Origin of the sequence: Variovorax jilinensis, assembly GCF_030316885.1 — a bacterium.
Classification (GTDB): Bacteria; Pseudomonadota; Gammaproteobacteria; order Burkholderiales; family Burkholderiaceae_C; genus Variovorax; species Variovorax jilinensis.
This window is the reverse complement of record NZ_JASZYQ010000008.1, coordinates 37,342-62,386: the sequence shown is the minus strand read 5'-3', so window position 1 is coordinate 62,386 and position 25,045 is coordinate 37,342. Positions and strand designations below refer to the sequence as shown.

The 25,045-nt window shown below is 63.8% G+C and carries 14 protein-coding genes and 3 pseudogenes; 9 read left to right on the top strand and 8 right to left on the bottom strand.

Going from position 1 to position 25,045, the window contains the following annotated elements:
• Positions 1 to 39 precede the first annotated feature (39 nt).
• A complete protein-coding gene (locus tag QTH87_RS22620) occupies positions 40 to 1,179 on the bottom strand; it encodes an acyl-CoA dehydrogenase family protein (protein WP_286612321.1) in 1,140 nt (379 codons plus the stop codon).
• A gap of 220 nt (positions 1,180 to 1,399) precedes the next feature.
• Between QTH87_RS22620 and QTH87_RS22615 the strand changes: the two genes are divergently transcribed.
• The gene (locus QTH87_RS22615) at positions 1,400 to 2,803 is read left to right on the top strand and encodes an aldehyde dehydrogenase family protein (RefSeq protein WP_286612320.1); all 1,404 of its coding nucleotides are present in this window, start codon (positions 1,400 to 1,402) and stop codon (positions 2,801 to 2,803) included.
• 44 nt (positions 2,804 to 2,847) lie between these two features.
• Complete coding sequence (locus QTH87_RS22610; protein ID WP_286612319.1) at positions 2,848 to 3,951, top strand: Zn-dependent alcohol dehydrogenase; 1,104 nt, start codon at positions 2,848 to 2,850, stop codon at positions 3,949 to 3,951.
• A gap of 391 nt (positions 3,952 to 4,342) precedes the next feature.
• Here QTH87_RS22610 and QTH87_RS22605 read toward each other — a convergent pair whose 3' ends face one another.
• Positions 4,343 to 5,512, bottom strand: coding sequence for a serine hydrolase domain-containing protein (locus tag QTH87_RS22605; protein WP_286612318.1), 1,170 nt, complete (start codon positions 5,510 to 5,512; stop codon positions 4,343 to 4,345).
• Positions 5,513 to 5,795: 283 nt separating this feature from the next.
• Between QTH87_RS22605 and QTH87_RS22600 the strand changes: the two genes are divergently transcribed.
• Positions 5,796 to 7,595 (top strand): hypothetical protein, encoded by a 1,800-nt coding sequence (locus QTH87_RS22600; RefSeq protein WP_286612317.1) that lies wholly within the window; start codon positions 5,796 to 5,798, stop codon positions 7,593 to 7,595.
• Between the two features lie 248 nt (positions 7,596 to 7,843).
• On the opposite strand, the pseudogene QTH87_RS22595 reads toward QTH87_RS22600, so the two are convergent.
• Positions 7,844 to 8,468 (bottom strand): annotated as a pseudogene (locus tag QTH87_RS22595) (tyrosine-type recombinase/integrase).
• 352 nt (positions 8,469 to 8,820) lie between these two features.
• Between QTH87_RS22595 and QTH87_RS26220 the strand changes: the two are divergent.
• A pseudogene (locus QTH87_RS26220) lies at positions 8,821 to 10,141 on the top strand (ABC transporter substrate-binding protein).
• Positions 10,142 to 10,326: 185 nt separating this feature from the next.
• Here the strand turns inward: QTH87_RS26220 and QTH87_RS22585 are convergent.
• Both QTH87_RS22585 and QTH87_RS22580 read right to left on the bottom strand, forming a co-directional pair.
• Positions 10,327 to 10,532: pseudogene (locus QTH87_RS22585) on the bottom strand (IS3 family transposase); the annotation flags it as partial.
• Positions 10,533 to 10,919: 387 nt separating this feature from the next.
• A complete protein-coding gene (locus QTH87_RS22580; protein ID WP_286612315.1) occupies positions 10,920 to 12,581 on the bottom strand; it encodes an ATP-binding protein in 1,662 nt (553 codons plus the stop codon).
• A gap of 653 nt (positions 12,582 to 13,234) precedes the next feature.
• Between QTH87_RS22580 and QTH87_RS22575 the strand changes: the two genes are divergently transcribed.
• A complete protein-coding gene (locus QTH87_RS22575) occupies positions 13,235 to 15,175 on the top strand; it encodes a PAS domain-containing protein (RefSeq protein ID WP_286612314.1) in 1,941 nt (646 codons plus the stop codon).
• Here the strand turns inward: QTH87_RS22575 and QTH87_RS22570 are convergent.
• Together QTH87_RS22570 and QTH87_RS22565 are read right to left on the bottom strand one after the other, a co-directional pair.
• Entirely contained in the window at positions 15,172 to 16,779 is a 1,608-nt protein-coding gene (locus QTH87_RS22570; protein ID WP_286612313.1) for a GAF domain-containing protein, read from the bottom strand. The genes QTH87_RS22575 and QTH87_RS22570 overlap by 4 nt on opposite strands.
• Positions 16,780 to 16,896: 117 nt before the next feature.
• Entirely contained in the window at positions 16,897 to 17,706 is an 810-nt protein-coding gene (locus tag QTH87_RS22565) for a GNAT family N-acetyltransferase (RefSeq protein ID WP_286612312.1), read from the bottom strand.
• Positions 17,707 to 17,860: 154 nt separating this feature from the next.
• Between QTH87_RS22565 and QTH87_RS22560 the strand changes: the two genes are divergently transcribed.
• The 3 genes from QTH87_RS22560 (at position 17,861) to QTH87_RS22550 (ending at position 22,840) form a co-directional block, all read left to right on the top strand.
• The gene (locus tag QTH87_RS22560) at positions 17,861 to 18,562 is read left to right on the top strand and encodes a response regulator (protein ID WP_286612311.1); all 702 of its coding nucleotides are present in this window, start codon (positions 17,861 to 17,863) and stop codon (positions 18,560 to 18,562) included.
• Between the two features lie 205 nt (positions 18,563 to 18,767).
• The gene (locus QTH87_RS22555; RefSeq protein WP_286612310.1) at positions 18,768 to 21,890 is read left to right on the top strand and encodes a hybrid sensor histidine kinase/response regulator; all 3,123 of its coding nucleotides are present in this window, start codon (positions 18,768 to 18,770) and stop codon (positions 21,888 to 21,890) included.
• 194 nt (positions 21,891 to 22,084) lie between these two features.
• Entirely contained in the window at positions 22,085 to 22,840 is a 756-nt protein-coding gene (locus QTH87_RS22550; protein ID WP_286612309.1) for a response regulator transcription factor, read from the top strand.
• Positions 22,841 to 23,246: 406 nt separating this feature from the next.
• Here QTH87_RS22550 and QTH87_RS22545 read toward each other — a convergent pair whose 3' ends face one another.
• Positions 23,247 to 23,993 carry a response regulator gene (locus QTH87_RS22545; RefSeq protein WP_286612308.1) on the bottom strand — a complete coding sequence of 249 codons (747 nt, stop codon included), beginning with the start codon at positions 23,991 to 23,993 and terminating at the stop codon, positions 23,247 to 23,249.
• Between the two features lie 468 nt (positions 23,994 to 24,461).
• Here QTH87_RS22545 and QTH87_RS22540 point away from each other — a divergent pair, with 468 nt between their 5' ends.
• Positions 24,462 to 24,926: a hypothetical protein gene (locus tag QTH87_RS22540; protein ID WP_286612307.1), complete on the top strand. Its 465-nt coding sequence runs from the start codon at positions 24,462 to 24,464 to the stop codon at positions 24,924 to 24,926.
• Positions 24,927 to 25,045: the final 119 nt, after the last annotated feature.

Sequence of the window (25,045 nt, the reverse complement as noted above, 5' to 3'; positions counted from 1 at the left end):
GCTGTTCTTTCTTCAATGGGGGATGGATTCAGGGCGCGCTCAGAGCCTGCGCGAGATGAGGTCGCGCTGGACCTCGCTGGTGCCGCCGAACACGCGTGCGATGCGGTAGTCGCAGAAGGCGCGGGCAATGGGGTACTCCAGCATGTAGCCGTAGCCGCCGTGCAGCTGCACCATCTCGTCGATGCACTTCCACAGGGTCTCGGTGGCGAACAGCTTGGCGATGGCCGCTTCCTGCACGGTGATGCGGCGCCGCGTGTGCTCGGCGATGTAGTGGTCCACCAGCGTGCGCGCGGCCACGGCCTGCGTCTTGATGTCGGCCAGCTTGAACTTGGTGTTCTGGAAGTCCCACACGGTCTGCCCGAACACCTTGCGTTCCTTCACGTACGCGATGGTCTGCTCCAGCAGGCGTTCGAGCTTGGCGGTGCAGTACACGGCGATGATCAGCCGCTCCTGGGCCAGCTCCTGCATCAGGTAGGCGAAGCCCTTGTTCTCTTCTCCGAGCAGGTTGTCCAGCGGCACGCGCACGTTGTCGAAGAACATCTCGGTGGTGTCGGCGGCCGGCTGGCCCACCTTTTCGAGCTTGCGCCCGCGACGAAAGCCCGGACGCCCGGTCTCCACCATGATCAGGCTCACGCCCTTGGCCCCGGCCGACGGATCGGTCTTGCAGGCCACCAGCACCATGTCGCAGTTGAGGCCGTTGCTGATGAAGGTCTTGCTGCCGTTGATGACCCACTCGTTGCCGTCGCGAACGGCCGTGGTGCGTACCGACTTCAGGTCGCTGCCCGTGCCCGGCTCGGTCATTGCGATGGCCATGATGGTCTCGCCGCGGCAGATCCCGGGCAGCCAGCGCTTCTTCTGCTCGTCGGAGCCGAAGCGCACGATGTAGGGCGCGGTGATGTCCGAATGCACCGAGAGGCTGAAGCCCGACACGCCCGAGCGGTGCAGCTCTTCGGCCAGCACGGCCGAGTGGCCGAAGTCGCCACCACCGCCGCCGTATTCCTCGGGCACGGTCACGCACAGCAGGCCCTCGCGCCCGGCCTTCAGCCAGGTTTCGCGATCGGTGCGGCCGTCCGCGTCCCACTGCGCCTGGCGCGGCAGGCATTCGCGCTCGAAGAAGCGCCGCGCGGTCTCGCGCAGCATTTCGTGGTCCTCGCGAAACACGTTGCGTTGAATGTCCAAGGCGGTCTCCTGATGGTTGGAGCAGCGGGCGGCGTCTTGCGGGCACCCCTGCCGGTCGATGCATGGATTCTTGGAGCCGACGCCCAGGCGATCACCACCCGGTGTGGGTGGCCCCGCCTGCCGATGCTCGCGCCCCGGGTGCGCCCTACCCCCCGGCTCGGGTGGATGCCTGCAACCGGCCTTGCGATCCACTGGCGCCTTTGCTCTGGACGTCTCTCGCATGACCCTCGCCTATCGCATGCTTTCCAATGGCCGACTGCTGGACTTGCCGGCCACCCTGCCCGTGCTGGACCCGGCCACCGAAAAGGAGATCGCCCGGGTGCCCGACTGCACGGCCGAGCTTCTCGACGCCACCGTGCAGGCGGCGCGCTCGGCCTTCCCGGGTTGGCGCGACACGCCGTACGCGCAGCGCGCCGAACGCCTCCTGGCGCTGGCTGCCCGAATCAAGGCGCACGCCGACGAACTGGCTTTGCTGATCACGCAGGAGCAAGGTCGGCCGCTGCCGATGGCCAAGGCCGAGGTGTCGACCACCGTGCACTGGCTCCGCGGCACCGCACAACTGGTCCTCCCGATGACCGAGCGCATCGACGCGCAGGGCGTTCGATGGACCACCCGGCGGGTGCCGCTGGGCGTAGTGGCGGCGATAGCGCCGTGGAACTTCCCGTTGACGCTGGCGGCGATGAAGCTGGGCCCGGCCTTGCTGGCGGGCAACACGCTGATCCTCAAGCCCTCGCCCTTCACGCCGCTGGCCACCTTGCGGCTCGGCGAACTGGCCGCCGACCTTTTTCCGCCCGGCGTGCTCAACGTGCTCACAGGCGGCGATGCGCTGGGGCCCATGATTACCGCGCATCCAGGCATTGCCAAGGTGGGCTTCACGGGCTCCACCGCAACCGGCCGGCGCGTCATGGCATCGGCCGCGCCCACGCTCAAGCACCTCACGCTGGAGCTGGGTGGAAACGATGCTGCTGTCGTGCTGCCCGATGCCGACCCTGTGAAGACCGCTCGCCGGCTGTTCATGGGTGCCTTCCTCAACTCGGGCCAGGTCTGCATCGCGGCCAAGCGCATCTACGTGCACGAATCCATCTACGACCGGTTTGCCACCGCTTTCGCCGAAGCAGCCCGGGCAACCCGGATGGGTCCGGGGACGGAGGAAGGCGTGACGATCGGCCCGATCCAGAACCGTCAGCAATACGAGCGGGTGAAGTCGCTCATCGAGGACTGCCGTGCCAGCGGCCACCGCTTCCTGGCCGGCGGCGACATACCCGCGGGTCCGGGCTACTTCATCCCGCCCACGGTGCTGGACAATCCGCCCGAGGATTCGCGCATCGTGCAGGAAGAGCCATTCGGGCCCGTGGTTCCGCTGCTGCGCTACGCAAGCGTGGATGAAGCCGTACAGCGGGCCAATGCCACCGAATATGGCCTGGGGGCCTTGGTGTGGAGCAACGATGTCGAGGCTGCGCGCGCCGTGGCCGCGCGCCTGGAAGCCGGCACCGTGTGGATCAATGCATTGCACCTGCTGGACCCGCAGGTCCCGTTCGCCGGCCGCAAGCAATCAGGCCTGGGCGTCGAAAACGGCGTCGAGGGGCTCCTGGCGTACACCGCGGTTCAGACCCTCGTCGGCTGATCGTGCCCGTATTCATCAATCCGAAGAGGCAAGCAACCATGGACATGAAATCGAAGGCCGTCGTCTACCGCGCCGATGGCGGCGCCGTGAAGGTGGAAGACATCGTGGTGCATGCGCCCGGGCCGCACGAGGTGATGATCAAGGTCGGCGCATGCGGCGTCTGCCACAGCGACTTGTCGGTGACGAACGGCACGCTGCCGCTGCCCGCGCCCGTGATCCTGGGCCACGAGGGTGCCGGCGTGGTCTGCCAGGTGGGCGAAGGCGTGACCGAACTGAAAGTGGGCGATACCGTCATCAGCTGCTTCGTCAACAGTTGTGGCGCCTGCCGCTATTGCGCCAGCGGCAAGCCCAACCTCTGCGATACAGGCAACACCACGCCCTACACGCTTCCCGGTGGCAAGCCGCGCACCTTCGACGAGAACGGCAAGCCCCTCAACGCCATGGGCGGCTGCGGCGTCATGGCCGAATACGCCACGCTGCACAAGAACAACGTGATCCAGGTTGCGGCCGGCGTGCCGCTCGACCGCTGCGCACTCATCGGCTGCGGCGTGATGACCGGCTGGGGCGCGGCCTGCAACACCGCCAAGGTCGAGCCCGGGTCGATCTGCGTGGTGTTCGGGGCCGGCGGCGTCGGCCTGTCGGTCATCCAAGGCTGCCAAAACGCGGGTGCCACCATGATCGTGGCGGTCGACATGCTCGCCTCCAAGCTCGAGCTGGCCCGGACCTTCGGCGCCACGCATGTGCTGGACGCCTCCGAGAGCGAGAACGTGGTGAAGGCGCTGCGCAAGCTGACCGGCGGCGGCGCAGACTATGCGTTCGAATGCGTGGGCCATGGCGAGATCGTGGCTCAGGCTTACGGTTGCCTGCGCAAGGGCGGTACCGCGGTGGTGGTGGGCCTGGCCGGCCCCGCTGACATCACGACGCTGAAGACCGCCAGCTTCGCGCTGGAAGAGAAGACGCTCAAAGGCAGCTACTACGGCTCGACCCGCCCGCGGCACGACTTTCCTCGCCTGCTCGGGCTCTATCAGGCCGGCAAGCTCAAGCTCGACGAACTCATCACGCGGCGCTATCGCATCGACGAGGCACCCCAGGCCTTCGACGACCTTGCCAACGGGCGCAATGCGCGTGGCGTGATCGTGTTCGAGTGAGTCAAAGCGTTTTCCATGGGCGGCTCTGGCAGCCTGCCGCAGCCGTGACTCGGAGCCGCACTATCAGTTGAACACCGAGAAGCCGAGGGGCTCGGTGGACCCGAAGCGGCTGTTGGCAGGTTCTGAAAGCAGCCGTGCACACGAGCCTTAGGCGGCTCGATCGTCGTCGAACGAAAGCAAGGTCAGGTTCCGGCGAAGAGCTTACGGCTAACCAGAGAAGCGCCAAGGACGGCTTCCGGAGGGTGCCGTCGTTCCGCCGCGAATGGCGACTGGCTGCAACCAGTTTCAGGCCGACGACAACCATGCAACCGCCGCTTCGTAGCAGGAGCGGAAGCCGGTCCTATGCTCGCGTGCTACCGTGGTCGGCCAGTAGTAGACATTCAAGTTAGGCTCAGACCCTTTGGCCTGAGGCGCGCACCGCTTGTTTGAACTCCGACCAGAATGGCAGTCCGAACCCCATGTAGCGCTGGGTCATCAGTACGGCGCCAAGGCGTTCGCGCGGAGAGTAGAACCAGTGCGTGCCAGCAAGGCCGCCCCACTGCAGGTCGCCAGGCCGGCTGTTCGGCTCGCCCTCGAAGGAATCGACCGTGACCGACGAGACGAAACTGTGGCCGCGGCCTTTGATCATCGGGGAACCGGGGAACTGGATCCACATGCCGTCGGGGAGTTGGTTCTGCTCAACAAGACGCATGGACTCTGGTTGCAGCAATGGTGCTCCGCCGCGCAGCAGAATCTGCAGCAGCCGGGTGTAGTCGTCCAATGACGTCACCAGCCCGCCACCCGGGTTCAGCCTTGCCTGCGGCACGAGGTAAGCGCCTGGATGCATCAATCGATCGGCGCGCGCCAGGCCTGGCTTCAGCGGAGTCGCAAGGTCGCCGACATAGAGCGCCGCAAGGCGCGTCGCGTGCTGCGTCGGAACGGTGAATCCGGTGTCCGTCATGCCTGCAGGCCGGAACACATGGCGCTCGAAGTAGCGGTCCAGTGCCGATCCCGAGAGAACCTCGACCAGTCGCCCGACCACGTCGGTTGCGACGGAGTAATTCCAGCGGGTTCCTGGCTGGAACAACAAAGGGAGGTGCGCGAGTCGCGCGATCTGCTCTTCCAGGGAAACCGTCGGGTCGGCCATCCCGGCTTGAGCGTAGGCTTTCGCGATCGGCGCCGTTGGGTCGAGAAAGCCGTAAGTGAAGCCGGCTGTGTGCGTGAGAAGGTGCCGGATGCGAACAGGTTCACGGGCCGGCTCCGTGTCGTCCAGTGACACAGCGCCGGGTTTCAGCACCCGGAGTTCTTGCAGCGCCGGTAAGTAGTCGCCCACCGGATCGTCAAAGTCGAAGAGGCCCTGTTCGTGCAACTGCAATGCCGCGATGCTGGTCACGAGCTTGGTGTTCGAGAACGCGCGGAACAGGTGGTCCGAGCGAAGCAAGACGCCGGCTTCGCGGTCCGCATGGCCCACCCAATGGCGTGCTATGACCTTGCCTTCGAGAATTACTGCATACGATGCGCCCACCAGCGCCTGCGCATCAACGGCCTGCTGCAACACTGAATCCAGGACTTTGCAGTTCAAGAGGGTGTCTCCTTTTTTTTGGGGCATCAGTCCAACTTCCTTGAAGTTGCCTGACGGTCCTGATATGCGGCTGCCGTCATCGTATCGAACTGTCCTTGATGTCTGCCTCAGGACGAGCTCAGATCTCGCAACCCGAAGCTGGTGCACACCCCCTCAGCGTCAGGCAGGATTCGCATTCTGACCTAGGCGAAGGCTCGCGACGCTTTGGTCAACTCCTCCCGCCGAGCACCCGCCCGTTCCGCGCCTTGCGGCGGATTTGCCAAGCCGCAGGTTGGCCACCTGCATGCCGACCGCCGCCCTTGAAGTCGAAGGCGGCTTGAGAGAAGATGCCGAGGCGAAGCTGTCGAAAGGAGGCAGAAGCGTGGAATCCACACCGGCGCACGAAGCGGCTCGCCGAGCAACACTCATCGCGGACTCAATACGAGCCGGGACGCTCGTTGTACATGGAGCAGACCATGCGTGGGCAAAGGAGCTCGTCTCAGCTCCGCGAGGTCCGACGGGTCTGGTGCTGGTTTGGGCCCTGACTGCGCCTACTGCCAGAGCCGCCGCGGCCGCCTACGAGTATGTTGACACTCAACAAGCGAGCACCCCATCAGCCTCCGAGCCTCCAGCGAACGAGTCGTTTGACGCGCTTGCCGCGCAGACGGAACTCTTTCACCTTTTCGGTCGGCTGTTTTCCGCATTGACTGGCACCGCTCCTGAGTACACGACATTCGAGCAAATCGACCGACGAATGAGGGAGCTCAGCATTTCGGACCACGTGACCCTCGCTCGAGCTGTAAACAAGGCAGTTGACGAGCTCCTAGCCTTTTACAAGGGGAACGACCTTAACTTGGTGCGCGCCGCCACTTCGTTTGGAGGAATGAAGTCGGTGGTGGGGGGGCAGAGGCAGTTCAGCGCAGCGAGCCTTTCGGGTGTTCGCACTGCGGGTCTTTATGTGGATACGCAGCTAATTGCTGACCCGGTACATTCGATATTGACGGAAAGTCGCGACTTGATTGCACCTCATGTGCAGCTTGCCCACACCCTATACCATCTCCTTGCGCTAGAACCTTTGGTCAATGCCGGGCTGAAGACTCCCGTCGTTTTCGTCTTTCCTAGTTTTGAGAAGTCCTTCGAGCGCCACGATGTCGTCACGAAAGTTTGGCTCGCAGAACTCGGCCTGAAGGTTCTGGCGCCCGCTTGCGCTGGGACCATGGGATCCATCGACGATGTCGCGAGCTATGTCAGGGGGCACGAGGAGGCCTTCTTGCAGGCTGCCATGCAGAAGCGTCTATTCGTGCCTCTAGGAGGTGACCCTTCGGCAACGTACAGATGGCAGGACGCGATTAGCCTCCACCTGGCCAATTTGAAAGGCCATGAACACCCCGACCGTTGGACGGAAATGACCCGGATGCCGCCGGCAGCGTTGGTCCTGATGGACACCATCTCTCGGATTCGTCCGGTGTTTCACCTATTGGCGAACGCGCAAGGTCGCCAAGCGCAACCACTTTTGGTGTCACCCGTCCAATGGCACTACTTTGATATGTGCTCGAAAGCTCTCGCTCGCGACTTGGTCAACGAACAGGTGTTGCCGAAGCACGCCTTGTCGACCCTTCGTGCCTTGCAGGATGACAGCCTGGGCTGGCTGAGCAATATCCCGGTGGCTGGATTAGTTGAGCTTCGAACCAACATGGAACACACCATGTTCCGTGAAGAGCTCAAGAAGTTCACGGCCCAATTGGCCGCAGCTGACCTTATGAGCCTCGACGCAGTAGTCCGCGAACTAAATCATGGGCTCAAAACCATGGTTGACCGGCAGAAGAAGGCCATCCGGGACCTCCAGGACAAGTACGCGCCAAAGACCTGGGGCGCCGGTGTCGGCATGCTGGGGGGAGCAGCCGCTGGCGCCGCACTATTGTTCATGCCAACTCTCGCCGCAGCGCTTGGTCAATCGGCTTCCGTAGTGCCCCTTGTGGCCGCAGTGGGGGCAGGGGGTCTGGCGCTGGCCAAGGAAAAGACCGAGGAGCGTGTTGAGCAACGCAGAGCAAATCGGACTATGTTGGGCATGCTTGCAACGGCCTACGGAACTCGAATCCGCTGAGGCTCTGCGCCAGCCTCGCATGGGGTTCATGAAAGCGTCTTCGACCGGCAGTAGACCGTGGTGGCTATCCACGTCAACATCCTGGCCCCATCCTCGAATGACCAGTCCTGGCCGGGATCGCCATTTTTGAGGTGTCGCCAGGAAGCTGCCGTTCGGGTGCATCGCCAGGGGCCTTGCCAGGGGGCCGTACCATCCAACGGCTTTGAGATCCGCGATCGACCGGTACGTCCGATCGACCGCGGGGCGGATCAGATTTCAGTTTGCTCGGAGATCTCCAACGCATCATCCACTTCGATGCCGAGGTACCTCACCGTCGACTCGAGCTTGGCATGGCCGAGCAGCAACTGCACAGCGCGCAGGTTTTTGGTGCGTCGATAGATCAAGGTCGCCTTCGTTCGCCGCATCGATTGCGTACCGTACTCAGCTGGATCAAGACCCAGCTCCTCAACCCACCCCTCGAGAATACGAGCGTACTGGCGTGTGCCGAGATGTGGAGAAGCGTGGACACGGCTTGGGAACAGAAAATCTTCTGACTTCCGCTCCGATTGCTTGATCCACTTCTGCACAGCATCGCGCGTTACTGGCGTGATCTCGAACTGCACAGGACGCTGGGTCTTGTGCTGCATCACCACGGCGCGTGTCGCCACTTGGTCCCCGTGACAGATGTCCCGCACTTTGAGGCCGACTAGGTCGCAGCCGCGTAGCTTGCTGTCGATCCCGAGGTTGAAGAGCGCAAGCTCGCGCACCCGGTGCTCCATCTGAAGGCGAACCCGAAGCGCCCAGATGTCCTTAACCTTGAACGGCGCTTTTTGCCCGACGATCTTTCCCTTGTTTCCATGGCTCGCGATGAACGGCGCTGTGAGTAGCTTCCATGATGGACTCCCATCAAGTTGAGGGAGACAACCATGCGCCGACCAGCAATCAACCACCCTGACCGCGGTCAAAGCAGACGAAGCGGCTCCGACCGCCCCGAGGGCTGCTCTCGGACAACGACGCCACCGGGCGGTCCCGGCCAAAAGCGGTCACTCGTGCACAGCTCGTAATTCGCGCGCCGAGGCCCCCGGAGCCTCATCGGTTTGGCCGACCATTCGATCGCGTTTGTCACAGCTCCGGTGTTTTCCCCAGCGCGCGGCACGGCACTTGTGAGCAACGCCAGCGCCTGATTCGGGGCGGTATTGCGGGCCCAGCTGACTTTAGACGCTAGAGAACAGAACTGCCGTCAGGAATGCCTGGGGGAGTAGGCCACATGCGTTCAGAGCGAGCCATGGAGCTGCTCGACCACCTCGTTTACCTCACCGTGCTGATCAACGCGTACGCGGTGTGCATACTGTTGATGCTGCTGGTCACGACTCGTGCGCTGGCTCAGTGGTGCACGAGATGGCAGCGCCGGCGTCCATCTGGGGTTGAGGGGCCGGGCAGACGGGCGGGCGCCAGGTTGCCGAGCCAGTGCCCCAAGGCCTATCATTCGCCCCGGGCCACGCGACGAGCGCTGGAGAATTGCCCGCCTTGCTGCGCCGATCGGCTCGTGGTCTGCCCAGTCCTCTTTCCAAGGGGGTGCTTCATGTCGCATGCCTATCGAGGCGTGGCCTTCGCACTGGTAGCCCTCTGCGCGCATGCGATGCCTGCCCTGACCATGGCGCAAGGCGCCACGCCTGCATCCGCTCACCTCCCGCGCATCGGATTCGCCTCCGGCTACGGACGACCAGGCGCCATGGCCGGCGTAGAGCAGGAGCTCAACCGCCTCGGATGGGTCGATGGCAAGTCCGCCCGCTTCGAAGGGCGGTACTCCGCCAATGGCTCCGCGGATGCCTTGCCGACGATGGTTCAGGAGCTCGTCGACGCCAAGGTCGATGTGATGGTCGTGTTGGGAAACACCGCCGCGGTTGCCGCCAAGGCGGCAACCAAGTCGATACCCATCGTGGTCTACGCGTCGCATGACGGCGTGAAAGTCGGATTGTTCGAAAGCCTCGCTCGCCCCGGCGCAAATCTCACGGGATCCGAGAGCTTGGCCCCGCTGCTGGACGCCAAACGTCTTGAGACCTTCAAGGAGTTCGTCCCTACGCTCACTCGCGTAGCGGTGCTCTACAACCCCACCAACCCCGGCGCCGACCTGCATCTCCAATCGCTCAAGGATGCGGCGCGCAAGCACGCTGACGACAGTGGTGGTGAGGACGTCCAAGGACTTCGCGCCGGCGTTCGCGACGTTGGACGCGGCCGCGCTCGACGGCATCATCTTCTACACGGACGAGACCACGTTCACGATGCCGACCTCCGCCTACCAACTGCAACGGCGGCTGCCCGTCATCTGCGAGTTCGAGTTCCAAGTTGCACGAGGCTGCCTCTTTTCCTACGGGCCGCGACTGTCCGAGATTGCGACCGCCACAGCCGTGCAGGTTGACAAGATCTTACGCGGCGCCAAAGTGGCCGAACTACCAGTTCATCAGATGACTCGTTTCGAGTTGGTGGTGAACAAGAAGACAGCCGCAGCGCTCGGGATCCCCATTCTCAGTTCGATCCTTCTTCGCGCAGACAAGGCGATCGACTAGAGCCTAGACGCGCTCCGTCTTCCAAAGATCATCCGCATCAGCATCGGCGCAGGCCGCTGGCACGTGTCGTTCTGCAACGAGTATGGCGCCATCGCCCCCGAGGTGGAGGACACGCTGGCCTACCTGCTGTTGATTTCCATCTAGAAGTGACCCCCTGGGGATGCGGACGAAAACTTGGACTGGTTCTACGCCGCAAGTCCGAGGCTCTGCCGGTATTCGATTGGGCTGAACGAACCAAGAGAGATCTTGATCCGCCTTTCGTTGTACCAGCGGATGTAGGAATTAACTGCCTCAACGAACTGCTCGATGGTCGTTGCCTGCCAATCCCGGGATAAAACAGTTCCGTTTTCAGCCTACCGAAGAAGCTTTCGCAGGCTGCGTTGTCGGGTGAGTTGACGCCCGCCAAGGTCCGCTTCGTTCCAGTCTGGCTGACAGCACCGGGCCCTGACCACCATCTCGCGACGTTGAGAAGCGGCCGTTCAAAAAGCTGAGTGGCTCTGGTCCTTGGCAGCACCTAACAGCGAAGGGCAAGTTTCCGAGTAGACCGGCCGGTCGCACACAAAAGTGCGACCGTCAGGTATGCGCGACCTCCGACGCTCGCCGGCGGCAATCGACTGGCTGCAACCAGTCTATTTGAGACATTGTTCGACTGCCTCGACGTCGAGCGCAAGAAGCCAGCACGCGACCAATTCCGCTCAGCAGGCCCCTGCCGGAGAGCGAGAAGGTTGCAACACGCCCTTCGACAGTAAAGATCATGCACTCATGGCCTCTCGCCCCCTCAAACTACCACGCATGCGATTTGCGCATCGTGGGCGCGATGCAACTCCACGCCGTGCGGATTGTCTCGGTCGCCGCCATCGACGGCGTTCACAGAAATTAATTCAATCCCGCGCGCCGATGCGCGCGTGTCGAGCTTGTGCATCGATGTAGCAGATTCAGCGCCAATTCGAAATCGCCGCTTCGCGGCAGCCGTCGCGCGAGACAAGCCTACCTGCGAACTAAGAATATCGTAGCGGCGCGCAACGAGACTTAGCTCTCCGCTATCAACCAACTTCCCGGCAGCGTGGACGCGTGTTGTCTCGAGCAACCGAAAGACAAAAATGTTGGTTGAAACCATAGTGGAGACTAGAGATTTATCGACCAGGCTTGCAAGGGTGCTGGCCACGGTCGAAGGGGAAGTAGCGTCATCGCACACCACTGACTGTGCGTCCTCCAATGTGAAATGGCCCACGAAGACTGAAAGTCTTGCAAAGATTCGCCTTTCCATTGCTGACATGAGGTTGTAACTCCAGTCCACCATGGCGTGCAATGTCTGGTGTCGTGGAGGCGCGCTTCTTCTGCCACGCAACAGAAGCTTGAACCGGTCGTCCAGAAGCTTCGCGGCTCCGTGTACACCGTAAGTTCCGACGCAACCACCTGCCAGTTCAAGCGCTAGGGGGATGCCGTCAAGTCTCTCGCACAGCAAGGCGACGACTAGCGCATCTTGATCGAGCAGGCCAGAATGAAAGCCCCCTGCTTCGGCTCTGTCCATGAACAACTGCGCGGCGGGTGATTCAAGAACGAGCGAGGCCGTGAGTTCCCGATCGAGTGTTGGCGTTTCCAGCGGCGGCAGCAGGTAAACATGCTCGCCCTCGACCCGAAGCGGCTCTCGGCTTGTAGCAAGGATGTGTAGTCCCGGAAGAGCCGCATGCAGTTGCTCGACCAGCAAGGCAACGGAATCGATCTGGCGCTCGCAGTTATCCAGGACAAGAAGAGCCCTGTTACCTTCCAGGCGCGCGCGAAGACTCAATATCGGATCCTGCAAACCTGCAGTCATGCCGGTGGCAGAGCAAACTGCATCTACGACAAGTGAAGGGTCCTCGATCACGCTAAGGTCCACGAAATGCACGCCGCCATCGAAACGATTGAGCACTTCGTAGGTCACGGACACCGCGACCGTCGTCTTGCCTACACCCCCAACGCCTACAAGGCTTACAAATCGGCGCGACCGAAGTAGGCTCGACAGTACCTCCACCACCTCATCGCGGCCTACCATCCGGGAGAGCCGTTTGGGCAGGCCATTCGGCGTACGCGGCGACACGACGGGTGCCGAAGTGAACGAATCAACTTTGCTGCTCAGGCGACTGACCGGCACAACAAAGCAGTAGCCACGTCCAGCCACGTTCGTTATGTAGCGGTCGCCACTTCTGCCCTCACCCAGTGTCTTCCGCAAGCTTCCGATGTGAACCCTCAGATTAGCCTCCTCTACGACAAGGTCAGGCCAAGCGCGCCGCATGAGATCTCGCCGCGAAACCACTTCGCCCACGCGTTCCACGAGTGCAATGAGCAGGTCCATCGCCCGGCCGCCCAGAGCGACCGATTCTTCGCCACGCTGCAAGTGCCTAGTCGATGCACTGAGACGATAGGGGCCAAATACAGCAATCTCGTGGTCATCGTCCATGGGAGTCCTTTCTAGTCGCGAGATTCTCGAGAGCCACCGATGGGAACCGATACCTGCGGCGGTGAGGCGTGCGCCCGCAACTTGACCGGGCCGCTGGCAGACAGTGCGAGGGCAACTGAAGCGATAGCGAGCCCAGTGCCGAGTAGTATTGGGTTCTTGCTCATTGGATGCGCTCTCGTCAATGGCTTGGCATGCTCAAGGATCGCAACTGCCTGCATCACCACCATTGCATCCTGAGCCGGATGCATTGCACCTGTAACTTGCCGAGACTTGCTGGTCGCCCCAAAAGCCCGCAATATTCCTCCTCGCGTCCGTCGATACCGGCAAGCGTGCTCGCCCGGCCTCCCGGCCCGCCTCGTTCCGGCCGCAGGCGATGCATCCCAACGGCTCGTCGCCCGTCAGTTCGCACGAGTTGCACTCTCGTGACGCCCAGTTCCACTCCAGGCCAACCGTGAACTATTGCGTCCCGCGCGGTGCCAGCCTGCAGAATGACAGCCGATGGGGCCAGCGAGCGAACTTTGGCGAACCCAGTTGGCTCGTCGAGACCCCTGGAGGCAGAGACGCAACGCAGAAGTGGAGTTCGGTGCGTTCTATCACTCTACAATTCGAGGGGCAATGACCCAAATGGTCTTGATTGCGAAGGAGCTTGGCTGTTGGTCGCACGCGTTCGTACAAGGGCAAAGGCGAAAGCAGAATCCTCTGGCGGGACGGATGCCGACTTTGGTGAATTGATACACGGCCTGCCGGCGCTCGTCTGGACCGCCGGTCCCGATGGCCGTATCGACTTCCTAAACCAGCATTGGGTGGAATACACGGGCCTATCCGCCGACGCCGGGATCGGCACCGGGTGGGAAGCGACGATCCATCCCGACGACCGGCCCAGCCTGCTCGGACGACTGAGCGCCTCGATCGGAGCCGGGACGGCTTGCGACGCGCAGGCCCGGGTCCGCAGATTCGACGGCGCGTTCCGGTGGTTCCAATTTCGCGCGTCACCCCGGGTCAGCCGGTCGGGGAAGATCGTGAAATGGTTCGGAATCACCACCGACATCGACGATTTGAAGCGTTCTGGGGATGCGGCGGCTCAGAGTGAGCAGGATCTGGTCGACAGGATTCCGGCCTCGATCACGGTCGCCAGCGCGACTGGCGAGCACATCTACACGAGCAGTTGGGGCGTGACACGGCCGATTGCCCCACCGAGCGTCCTGCGCGGTCTCGGCTTCATGTCGCAGCTCCATTCCGACGAGCAGGATTGGGTCAATGCCGAATGGCTTCGGTGCGTGCGGACGGGCGAGACGATGGAACTGGAACACCGACTGCAGCGCGCCGACGGGACGTACCGGTGGCTCCATGTGCGGGTCGCGCCGTACCGGGACGACAGCGGCGCGATCGTGCGCTGGTACGGTCTGATCAGCGACATCGACGATCAGCGCAAGGCAGAGGAGGCGCTGCGTCGCAGCGAGCAGGGATTTCGCCTGCTGGTGGAAATGATCCCGGCGCTGGTCGCGCGCTGGACGCCCGACGGACAGCTTGACTACGTCAACCGGCGCCTTCTCGACTACTTCAGTGCGCCGTCTCTTGAGGCCGGGCTCAGCGCGAGCACCGACAGCTTCCGCCGACAGCGTCTTCGAATCGCCTCCGTACATCCGGAAGACTGGGACTCATGGCTTAGGAAACGCATCCGTTCGCTGGAAACCGGCGAGCCTCTGGAGAGCACGCACCGCGTGCGCCGCGCCGACGGTACTTACCGATGGTTCCACGAACGTGTGGAACCGATGCGGGACGAATCCGGAAAAATCTCCGGCTGGTATGCGGTAGGCATCGACATTCACGACGGCCGGGTGCTGGAAGACGCGTTGCGGGCAGCCAGGCACCGGCTGGACGTCGCTACCCAGATGGCGGCTATCGCCGAGTTGTCGGCCTCTATCGCGCACGAAGTCAACCAGCCGCTGACCAGCGTCATCACCAATGCCACCATGGGGCTGGAGATGCTCGATGCGGTTCCTCCGAACGTCAAGGGCGCGCGCGAGACCGCAAGGCGCACGGTGCGTGACGGGACTAGGGCGGCCGATGTGCTGCTTCGCTTACGTGCGCTGTTCATGAAGGAGAAGGACACCGGCACAGAACTTGTGGACCTGAACGACGCGGCGCGAGACGTGGTCGCGCTGTCGCGCGGCGAGCTCCAGCGCACTGGTGCGATCGTGCAGACCCTGTTCTCGTACGACTTGAGCCTTGTCAGAGGCGACAGGGTGCAGTTCCAGCAGGTGATCCTGAACCTTGTGCGCAACGCCGCGCAGGCCATGGAAGGCGTCCATGACCGGCCTCGCCGGCTGACGATTACGACGGAGCGGCAAGATGACAATTTCGTCTACCTGAGCGTCCAGGATGCGGGGACCGGTATTGCTCCGCAGTCCATTGAAAAGATCTTCGAGGCCTTCTACACGACCAAGAACTCAGGCATGGGCATCGGCCTGTCGGTGAGCCGCTCCATCATCGAAAAACATGGGGGCCGGCTATGGGCTGAAGCCAACCAAGGGCCGGGCTCAACGTTCCTGATCGCGTTGCCGGCGGGACCGAAGGCGTCGGACGCCGGCTAGAGGGCCGTAGCCGGGGAGCTTGGCAAACTAGTCCCGCGCGACCCTTGGTCCCGCAGCCGCGCACTCTCCAGAGCGCCGCCCAGCAGGGCGCCCACGATCTCCAGCGTGCGCAGGGCCGACGCGTCGATCGCATATTCGCGCTCGTCGTCTTCGGCTATCACCAAACCCAGGACACGCTGCACGCCAACGATGGGCGCCGACGCAATCGTTCGACTGCGCACGGTGCCGGGCATGCACGTGAGGCCGAGCGCTTCGTGCTCTGCCCAGTTGCTGGCTACGAACGACTTTTGGTCTACCAGCACCATGGGCGCGCACGGCCCCATGTCGGACACCGGGTAAGCCATTCCCGGATTCCCGTACTCCCCGCCGAAGTTCCAGTAGGCCAGGCGAATCTGGTCCTGATCCTGGTCCTGATTCCACCACCAGATGTGCAGCAAGGGCACGCCCAGCCCTTCCCACAAGCTGTCGCCGGCGACGCGGGTGATGCCTTCGATGTCCGGCTCTGTCGCCATCGCCCGCTGGATCTTGCTCACCAGGGCAAGTTCTGCGCTCCGGCGCCGCACCATCTCCTGTAGGCGGTCGTTTTCGTCCCGCAGCCGCGCGGTCTGCACCGCGACGCCCATCGCACCGGCGACCACGCGAAGGAGCCGCACGTCGGTGTCGCCGAAAGCATCTGCCCGCTCGAAGTTGTCGATGCTGATCAGTCCGATCACCCGCTCGCCGGCCAGCACCGGCGTGCGCAAGTACGATCGCGGCAGCCTCGTGCCGGGCACGGCGCCTTGCTTGCCCGGATCGACCCGGTTGACTAGGACAGGTGCGCGCTCGCGCAACATGCGCGCGTTGGCTTCTGTCGGCTGCGCGGTGAAAGGCGCGATGGCGGGCATCCGGACCCCGCTCTCGCACACGTAGACCGGCCGGACCTGCATGGTCTCCTCGTCGAACCAGGCGACAGCAACTCCGTCCGCATCGAACACCTCGGCCAGCTTCGCCCCGACCAACTCGACGATCGCGCCCAGGCCGAGATTCGCGTCCAGCCCTTGCTGTATGCCTGTGATGAGGTCGAGCTCTGCGTCGCGCTGCCCGGATCCCTGGCGATACTCCCTTGCGTCCCCAGCCAGGCGGCCTTTGTGGAGTGCAACGCCAAGACTGGCGGCGATGGCCTGCACGAGCCGCAGATCGTGCGGCCGAAAAGCCCCCGCGGGCATGCTGGCGACCGCGATGAACCCGATCGCTTCCATGCCGGACAAAACCGGCGCGCACAGTATGGACCGGGGCTGCGGCCCCTCGCCCGTCGGGCGCGCCCCGGCGGGGGTGCCAAAACGCGCCGCCTTGCCGGTGCGCAGCACTTGCGCGCCCAGGCCCATCGGAGCCCAAGGGGCCGGACTGGACCGTTGCCCATGCTCGACCAGATAAGGGGCGCTCAGCAGCTGCCGGTCCGGCTCCAGCAACGCGATGCCGACCAAGTCAGCCGACAGCAGCTCGCGCAGCCTGTCACCGGCGAGATCCACAAGCGCCTGAAACGCCCGCTCCTCGGCGAGCTCGAGCTGAAGGCGCTTGACTAGCGCCAAGTCGAACGCTCGGCGGACGGAGGGCGACGATGCCATTGAATCTCCATGTCAGACGTGACTTTCAATGCGAATTGAAACACGAATGCAACGTCCGCTGCCGAAAGTACCGGCGCGAAGGAGCGGCGGGCGCGGTAACCACTTCACGGACCGAGTTCAGTGACGGGCCAGCAACGCAGCGTCCATGAACAGCGTGTGCGAAGTGATCGTCGAGTAACCCATGCGCTCGTAGATAGGGCGGCCCGCTTCAGTTGCGTGCAGGACGCTGGGGCGTGGCCCCACCGCGGCCGCGGCGTTTTCAAGTGCCTGACGCATCGCTGCCTCGGCGTAGCCCTGGCGCCGATATGCCGGGAGTGTCGCGACCAGCGCGACGTAGCGGCAACCGTCCACGACCAGCACCGCCGAGCTGCTCGCCGGCGTCCCGTCCACCGTCCCCAGCACTGGGAACTGGTCGTTCCAGAACGTCTGCCGGCCGAGCATCGCGTTGGCCGGACCGAGATTCAAGTCGTACGCCGCCGAATTGATGTCCACTATCGACGCACACGCGGTATCGTCCGCGGGCACTGTGAGGCGCAGACCGGGAGGCGCGGCGGCGAGCGGGGCCACCTCCGTGGCAACCATGCCGGTAAGCGGAAACGCCGGCCCCAGTCCGAACTCGCCGAGAATCGCGGCGGCATCGACGCCTGACTCGAGCGCCTCGCCCGTGACCAGGAAGGACCACGGGTCGGTCGTGTTCTCGGTCCAGGCCCGCGCTTCCTCTGCAAACGATCGCAATGCCGCTGCCGAGATCGACGGCTGAGTTAGCACCACGAGGTTGAAGAAGGCGACCGGCAGGCCGCTGAAAATGTAAGTGACGCCGGCGGTGTCGCTGACCCGTCGCCCCGGCGCGTCGCGGCACATCAGCCGCCAAGCTCCGCAGATCTGGCGAATGCTGAGGTCAGCTTCGGCTTCTCGGGACTTTGTCACGGACTTCCCCTCGTCCCGGCATTTTAAGTCACATCTGTGACCCGGGCTGTCTTCGCCTGCCTGGACTTCAAAGTCAAACTTGGAAGCTTGAGCAGCCCCCCGGAGCACCGTGAACTTTTTGCCTTGCGAATCTCCAGCGGCATTGCCGCATGTCTTGGCAGTCGACGACGACCCGTCGATTCGCGAAGCCGTTGGCGACTATCTACGCGGGCATGACCTACGCGTCACGACCGTCGCCGACGGCGGGGAAATGCGGATGATTCTTGCCCGCGAGGTCGTAGACCTCGTGCTGCTGGACGTGAAGCTGCAAACGGAGGACGGGTTGGCCCTCGCGCGCCAATTGCGCGACGAGTCGGCGATCCCCATCGTCATGCTCACGGCGCGCGACGACGTAGCTGATCGGGTCATGGGCCTAGAGATGGGCGCAGACGACTACCTGACCAAGCCCTTCAGCCCGCGCGAGCTACTGGCGCGGATTCGCGCAGTGCTGCGCCGCCGCCAGCCGGAGCTCCCGCGGGGCCGGCCCGAAGGAATCCGCGCCTATCGCTTCGACGGTTGGGAACTCAACCTCAACACGCGGCGACTGAAGAACCGAGCCGGCGAAACCGTACCTCTGAGCAACGGGGAATTCAGCCTTTTGGTCGTGCTGCTCGGGGCGCCGCAACGGACGCTCGGGCGGGACCAGTTGCTGGACCTGTCCCGGCTGCATGGCGACGACGTCTTTAACCGGTCGGTCAACACGCAGATCATGCGGCTGCGCCGCAAGCTAGAAGACGATAGGCAGGAACACAAGTACATCCTCACCGAACGCGGCGCCGGGTACGCATTCGGCGTGCCGGTCGAGACCGTGCATTGACAGCCAGCTCGGCCGCCTGCCAGGTTTCAACCGTGACCCCGGCGAATCGGCCCAAAGCCATCCGGGGACCCATCGCGGAAAGATGCGGCATCAACTGGACCGCGCAGCCAATGCCGCTCTACCCGATCATCATCCGGGGCGGGACTCGGTCTATTGTGCGCGGCCCAACATGCTGTGCTGACGCACGTCGGCGCGCGCTCGTGCGATGAATAACGCCCCCTTCTCGGCGCCGGCCGACCGCGCGGATGAGGCCGCGACGGTCTCACTGCGCGCGTACATCACTGGGCTGATCTGGCTCTGCATGGGACCGCTCATCCTGCTCGCCGCCTACTTGGCCATCGATCGCGTGCGCGATCTTCGGGCGGAGCGCGACGCCGAGGCAACCAAGCTATCCCAGACGATCATGGGGCTGGTTGACAGCGAGCTCAATGCACGGATCATCGCGCTGCAGTTCCTGGGGACATCGCCTCTGGTCGATGACCCCACGCGCTGGGGGGAACTCTATGCCGACGCACAACGCTTCCGCCAGATCTTCGATTGTCACGTGATCTTCGGCGACCGGCGCATGGCGATGCTCTGGAATACCCGCGTGCCGTTCGGTACGGCCTTACCTCCGCTGCCTCGGCCGAAAGGGCGCAAGTCGGCGCCGCTGGCACTCGAAACCGGTCGACCGGCTGTAGGCGACATGTTCCAGGGTCCGGTGATCAATCAGCCCCTGGTCGCCATCACCGTCCCGGTGCTTCGCCCGGCGGGAACGAACTTTCTTCTGATCACGACTTTCGAATCGGCACGCTTTCGCAGGGAACTCGACAAGGTGGCTCTGCCACCCGGTTGGACGGTCGCCCTGCGCGATGGGCAGGGGGACTTAATCGCACGCTCGTCGGGGCATCGAGAGGCCATGGCCAACGGCGATAGCGACAGCGAGCAATTCGTTGCGCATTCGGCACTATCGCAATGGTCTGTCGCGATCGAGATTCCCACCGGCGATGACCGAGACTCCTTGCTGGGCGCGGCCGCCGTGCTCCTGGTCGCCATTGCCGGCGCGACGCTTGCCGGTTTCCTCGGCGGCAAGCGCGCCAGCCGCCGCATCGGTCCGCTCATCACCTCGATCGGCCAGACATTGCATCTGGAAGCCTCGTCCCGCGACATGGCCGAGTTCGCGCAAGTCCGGCGTCTGCTGGACGAAGCGGCAAAGCAACGTGGTGCGACGGAGGCCACGTTGCGGACCAGCGAGGCCCGCTTTCGACGGCTGTTCGACGAAGCGCCCATGCCTATGGCGCTGGTCGGCGAGGACGGTACCGTGGCGAGCCTTAACGCGCGGTTCATCGAAGTCCTCGGCTACACGAAAGCGGACGTGCCGACGATGGAGGCCTGGTGGCCGCTGGCCTATCCGGATGGTGAAAGACAGGCTGCGCTGCAAGGCGAATGGCACGCCGCCACCATCGCTGGCAACCTGGGCACCGCCGTCCCGTTTGAACGGCGGGTCATGTGCAAGGACGGAACCCCGCGCGACCTTGTGATCTCACGCATCCGGATCGACGAGGAGATGCTCTTCTCCTTCTTCGACGTCACCGAACGCAACCGCGCGCAGGCACGCCTGCATGCGCAGCTGGAGCGGCTGAGCCTCCTCGACCAGATCACGTCGGCGGTAGGGCAACGCCAGGAGATGCAGAGCATTTACCAGGTCGTGCTAGCGAGCGTCGAGGCCCGGCTGCCGATGGATTTTTGTTGCGTGTGCGAGCATGACCCCGCCGCTTCCTTATTGCGGGTCGCGTGCATCGGCCCGGACAGCGAGGGCCTGGCTGCCGAACTGGGATTGTCCGGTCACTCGACCATCGACATCGACGCCAATGGGCTGTCGCACTGCCTTCAAGGCGAGCTGGTCCACGAGCCCGACATCTCGGACAGCCCGTTTGCGTTTCCAGCGCGCTTGGCGGCCGTCGGGCTCCGCTCGCTGGTGTTGGCGCCGCTGCGCTCGGAAAGCCGCGTGTTCGGCCTACTGGTTACCGCTCGCCGACACGCCCATTCCGTGAGCAGCGGCGAATGCGAGTTTCTGCGTCAGCTCAGCGCCCATGTCGGGCTCGCCGTCCAGCAGGCCCGGCTCTATGGCGCGCTCCAGCTCGCCTACGACGAGCTGCGCCAAACCCAGCAGGCCGTCATGCAGCAGGAGCGCCTGCGCGCGCTCGGCGAGATGGCGAGCGGCATTGCACACGACATCAACAACGCGATCTCGCCTGTGCTGCTGTACGTCGAGACCCTGATCGAGGATGAAGCAGGCCTCAGCGCGAAGGGGCGCGGTCATCTGAGGACCATCGCCCGCTCGATCGACGACGTGGCAGCGTCTGTGGCGCGCCTGCGCGAGTTCTACCAGCAGCGCGAGCCGCAACTTAGTCTCTCGCGGCTGCGGCTGAACCTGCTGGCGGACCAAGTGGCTGAGATGACCCGTGCGCGCTGGAGTGACATGCCGCAGCGCAATGGCATCGTGATCCGCCTGGACCGAGCCTTCGAGGAAGGATTGCCCGACATCCGTGGCATCGAGAGCGAGGTTCGGGAAGCGCTCACCAACCTGGTCTTCAATGCAGTGGATGCCATGCCGGAAGGCGGAGTGTTGACCCTGCGCACCTGCAGCGAGCTCACTGCAGCTTCAGCGAAGAGCCCGTCGGCGACCCTGGTCCATCTAGAGGTGGTCGACACAGGCCTCGGCATGGACGAAGACACCTTGCGCCGCTGCCGCGAACCATTCTTCACCACCAAGGGACAGCGCGGCACCGGGCTCGGCCTCGCCATGGTCTACGGCTTCGCCCAACGACACGGTGCTGACCTACAGATCGCCAGCGCGCCCGGGCGCGGTACGACCGTGCGCATGAGCTTCCCTGTGCAAGCAGAGTCGTCCGCGGCGCTCAGCGCCCCCGGGGTGGCGGCGCCTGGACGAGCCCCCCGACTGCGCATCCTGATCGTCGACGACGATCCAATCGTCCTCACCTCTCTGCACGACGTGCTCGTGGGCGATGGTCACCATGTCATTTCCCGCGGGGGCGGCCGGGAAGGCATCGACGCCTTTCGGCAGACACACGGGACCCCGGATGCGTTCGACTTAGTGATCACCGACCTGGGCATGCCGCACACCGATGGTCGCCAAGTCGCGGGGGCCATCAAGCAGCTGAGCCCCTCCACACCGGTGATCATGCTGACAGGCTGGGGCCAGCGGCTGATCGCCGACAGCGAAATCCCGCCCAGCGTGGATCGGGTCCTGAGCAAGCCGCCGCGGCTGCCCGAGCTACGCCTCGTGCTGGCCCAACTGGCGTCGGCCCGCCGGGTCGATGCTTGAGGGCAGTTCAGGAACGCGGGAGCACTCTGCGAGCCGAGACCCTTCAGACGGGTAACGACCTTGCCTGAGCAGCGGGTCGAGAAGCCTGGTCACCGGGTCACAGTTGTAACCCGGCGATGGCGGCGCGCAACACGAACGGCTCCCGGGCGACGCATAGTGCGAGCTCACCAAGCCACAGGGGAAGCATCATGGCCATGACCTCAGTGTTCAACGACCTGTCGCGTCCGATTCATCCGCCCCACATCCTGGTGGTCGACGACGACCCCAACATCCGCGTTGCGCTGCAGGACTATCTGGCTCGCAACGGCATGCGCGTCACGACGCTGGCCAGCGGACACGCTCTGCTCGAAACCGTCGATCGAGAGGCAGCCGACCTGGTGCTCCTTGACGTGCGCATGCCTGGCGAGAACGGGATGATGCTTGTGCAGGCACTGCGGTCCCGCGCGAACGTGCCGGTGATGTTCGTCACCGGCATCGGCGAGGAAGCCGACCGAGTGATGGGCCTTGAACTGGGGGCGGACGACTACGTCACCAAGCCCTTCAACCCTAGCGAACTGCTGGCGCGCATCCACTCCGTGCTGCGCCGCTACCGCAAGCCGCTGGACCGCACGGGGCGCGCCGACGAGCGACGCGCCTACCGCTTCTCGGGTTGGGAGCTCAATATGCGCACCCGCAAGCTCTCTAGTCCCGACGGCCGAAAGGTCGAGCTGGCCAACCTCGAATTCAGCCTGCTGGCAGCGCTTTGCAGTGCGGCGCAGCGCGTCCTCTCTCGCTCCCAACTGATCAGCCTGTCCCGGCTGCACGACGTCGAGATCTACGACCGCGCCGTGGATGTCCAGATTCTGCGCCTGCGGCGCAAGATCGAATCGGATGCGACACGACCCCAATTGATCGTGACCGAGCGCGGGGCCGGGTACATCTTCGTGCCGGTGGTCGAAACGCTCTACTAGCACCGCGCGGCGGCGCAAGCCCTGCGCGGCGCTGAGGGCAGCGCGGCCACTGCCGACTGCCGCGCCCCCGGGCCATGTTGAACAGCGCGCTGGCCAGGGAGGCAGAGAACAATCATGTCGCGACTCCCGGCAATAGCAGTATGGCCAAACCCCAACCAGGAGATCTCATGGCCGCTCCACCGAACTGGCCCCGGTGCTGACACGATCACCGCTGCTGACAAAGCCGAACGTCTGCTCCTCGTGCTGGTAGTCGCGCCCGACGATCGAAAGCTTCTTCCACAAGAGGCTACGCCTGGTAGTCGAAACTTCGCACACGCCGGGACTAGTCAGGCGCAACCAATCGGGCAGGTGCACCGACACGGATGCGAACCCTTCCGCCTGAGCATCGCGCCGATACGTCAGCGGCTCAGCACACGATTTCAACCGGCATGCAAAAGACATAGCCTGCACCCCGCTCGGTGCGGATGTAGGCCGGCTGGCGCGAATCTCTCGTCAGCTTGCACCGCAGACGGTGGATCTGCGTGTTCACCGAACGGTTGTAGACGTCGTCTCCATGGAGGCGGGAAAGGTCGAGCAGCTGATCCCGCGACAGCACGCGGTTCGAAGCGCCGAGAAAGACGACCAGCAGGCTAAATTCACCATTGCTCAAGGGTACGATCTCCCCCTCGCGCGTGCACAATTTACGGGTATTGAGGTTTAACTCCCATCCGTCGAACCGGTACGCGCGTACTCCTTCCGGTCGGCCCTGTCGGACTTGCGGCTGCCGGCGTCGGAGTACCGCGCGTATACGGGCGAGCAATTCCCGCGGACTGAAGGGCTTGGTCACGTAGTCGTCGGCGCCAAACTCCAGGCCCATCACCCGGTCCGCCTCCTCTGTCTGGCCGGTGAGCATGATGATGGAAATCGCGGAGCTCTCACGCAGGCTGCGCGCTATGGCCATTCCCTCCTCGGCCTGCAACCTGACATCCAAGATAACGAGGTCGACAACTTCGCGGTTCAGCACGGCTCGCATCGAAAGCCCGTCGGGCACGACGGTGACGCGAAGATCGTTGCGAGCCAGGTAGTCCCCTATCGCCTCCCGGATTGCCGGATCGTCATCAACCGCAAGGACATGGGACAGCACCTGCGTGGACGGGCGGGTGGAGGCAATCATGCTTGACGTGAACTGGAGAAAAAGGAGCTTTCTTGCTGTGCCGAAAAGCCATGGGCGCTGGCGGCATGGAGGCCCTGCTCGGCGGACGGTTCAAGTGACCTATTCCAACCCGTAACGGCTCACTGGCCCATCCGTGGAATCACCATGGCCTATGCGCACCAGGGGGCAGCAGCCGCGGCTATTAGCGCGGACAGCCGAAAAGGCTCAGAGGGGCAAATCTGCCGCTCAAGGGGAGGCAATGCGATCTGCGCTCGCGTTCTGTTTCAGATGGCATGGGGCTTGTTTCACGCGTATCGCGCACGTTCGCGGCGCAATCACCAGGCAACGCGAGCCCGCGACAGTAGAGCCACCGAGACAGGCCAATAGCGATTCAAAGCGAAGGGCCAAGTCAAGGGAAACACTAACGAGGCAGTCGGATGCATCTGTCGGCCTGGCCTCTTTCACTTCCAGATGCGCAAAGGAAAAATCATGATCAAGCTCAACACTCGCATGGCCCTCGTGGCCGCCTCCCTTGTCCTCGCAGCCGCAACCGCTTCGGCGCAGGGCTTGTCCCGTGCCCAGGTTCAGGAACAGCTCAAGGCGGCCCAAGCCAGTGGACAGATCGCCGCGTTCGACGGCGAGGACAGCGGTTCCGCCTACTTGGCCGCGCACCTGCACTCCAGCGAGCCACGCAGTGAAGTGAAGGCCGAGGTTGCTCAGGCTCGCGCAGACGGCACGCTCAACATTCTGGATGGTACCGACAGCGGCTCGTTCTACCTCGCGAGCCATCGCACTTCGACCGTGCCCCGCTCAGAGGTCAAGTCTGAACTCGCAGCTGCCGAGAAAAGCGGCCAACTCGATGCACTTTACAACGAGGACAGCGGCTCGTTCGAGCTCACCGCGATGCGGGCACAGCAGCGCGCCGTGCGCCCTGCGGTCGCCAGCGCCCGCTGATCTCGCGTCGTGTCGGCTATCGACAATTCCAAGGCAGATGCCGACACGACCGCTCCCTCTATAGTCTCGTCGCGCGATCACCGTCGTATCTAGAACTGCCCGGCAAGCCCCGCATCCAG

Excerpts from the sequence above, each read along its gene's own strand:
- QTH87_RS22615 (WP_286612320.1), top strand. The coding sequence starts at position 1,400 with ATGACCCTCGCCTATCGCATGCTTTCCAATGGCCGACTGCTGGACTTG.
- QTH87_RS22610 (WP_286612319.1), top strand. The coding sequence starts at position 2,848 with ATGAAATCGAAGGCCGTCGTCTACCGCGCCGATGGCGGCGCCGTGAAG.
- QTH87_RS22600 (WP_286612317.1), top strand. The coding sequence starts at position 5,796 with ATGCCGACCGCCGCCCTTGAAGTCGAAGGCGGCTTGAGAGAAGATGCC.
- QTH87_RS22580 (WP_286612315.1), bottom strand. The coding sequence starts at position 12,581 with ATGGACGATGACCACGAGATTGCTGTATTTGGCCCCTATCGTCTCAGT.
- QTH87_RS22570 (WP_286612313.1), bottom strand. The coding sequence starts at position 16,779 with ATGGCATCGTCGCCCTCCGTCCGCCGAGCGTTCGACTTGGCGCTAGTC.
- QTH87_RS22555 (WP_286612310.1), top strand. The coding sequence starts at position 18,768 with ATGAATAACGCCCCCTTCTCGGCGCCGGCCGACCGCGCGGATGAGGCC.
- QTH87_RS22550 (WP_286612309.1), top strand. The coding sequence starts at position 22,085 with ATGACCTCAGTGTTCAACGACCTGTCGCGTCCGATTCATCCGCCCCAC.
- QTH87_RS22545 (WP_286612308.1), bottom strand. The coding sequence starts at position 23,993 with ATGATTGCCTCCACCCGCCCGTCCACGCAGGTGCTGTCCCATGTCCTT.
- QTH87_RS22540 (WP_286612307.1), top strand. The coding sequence starts at position 24,462 with ATGATCAAGCTCAACACTCGCATGGCCCTCGTGGCCGCCTCCCTTGTC.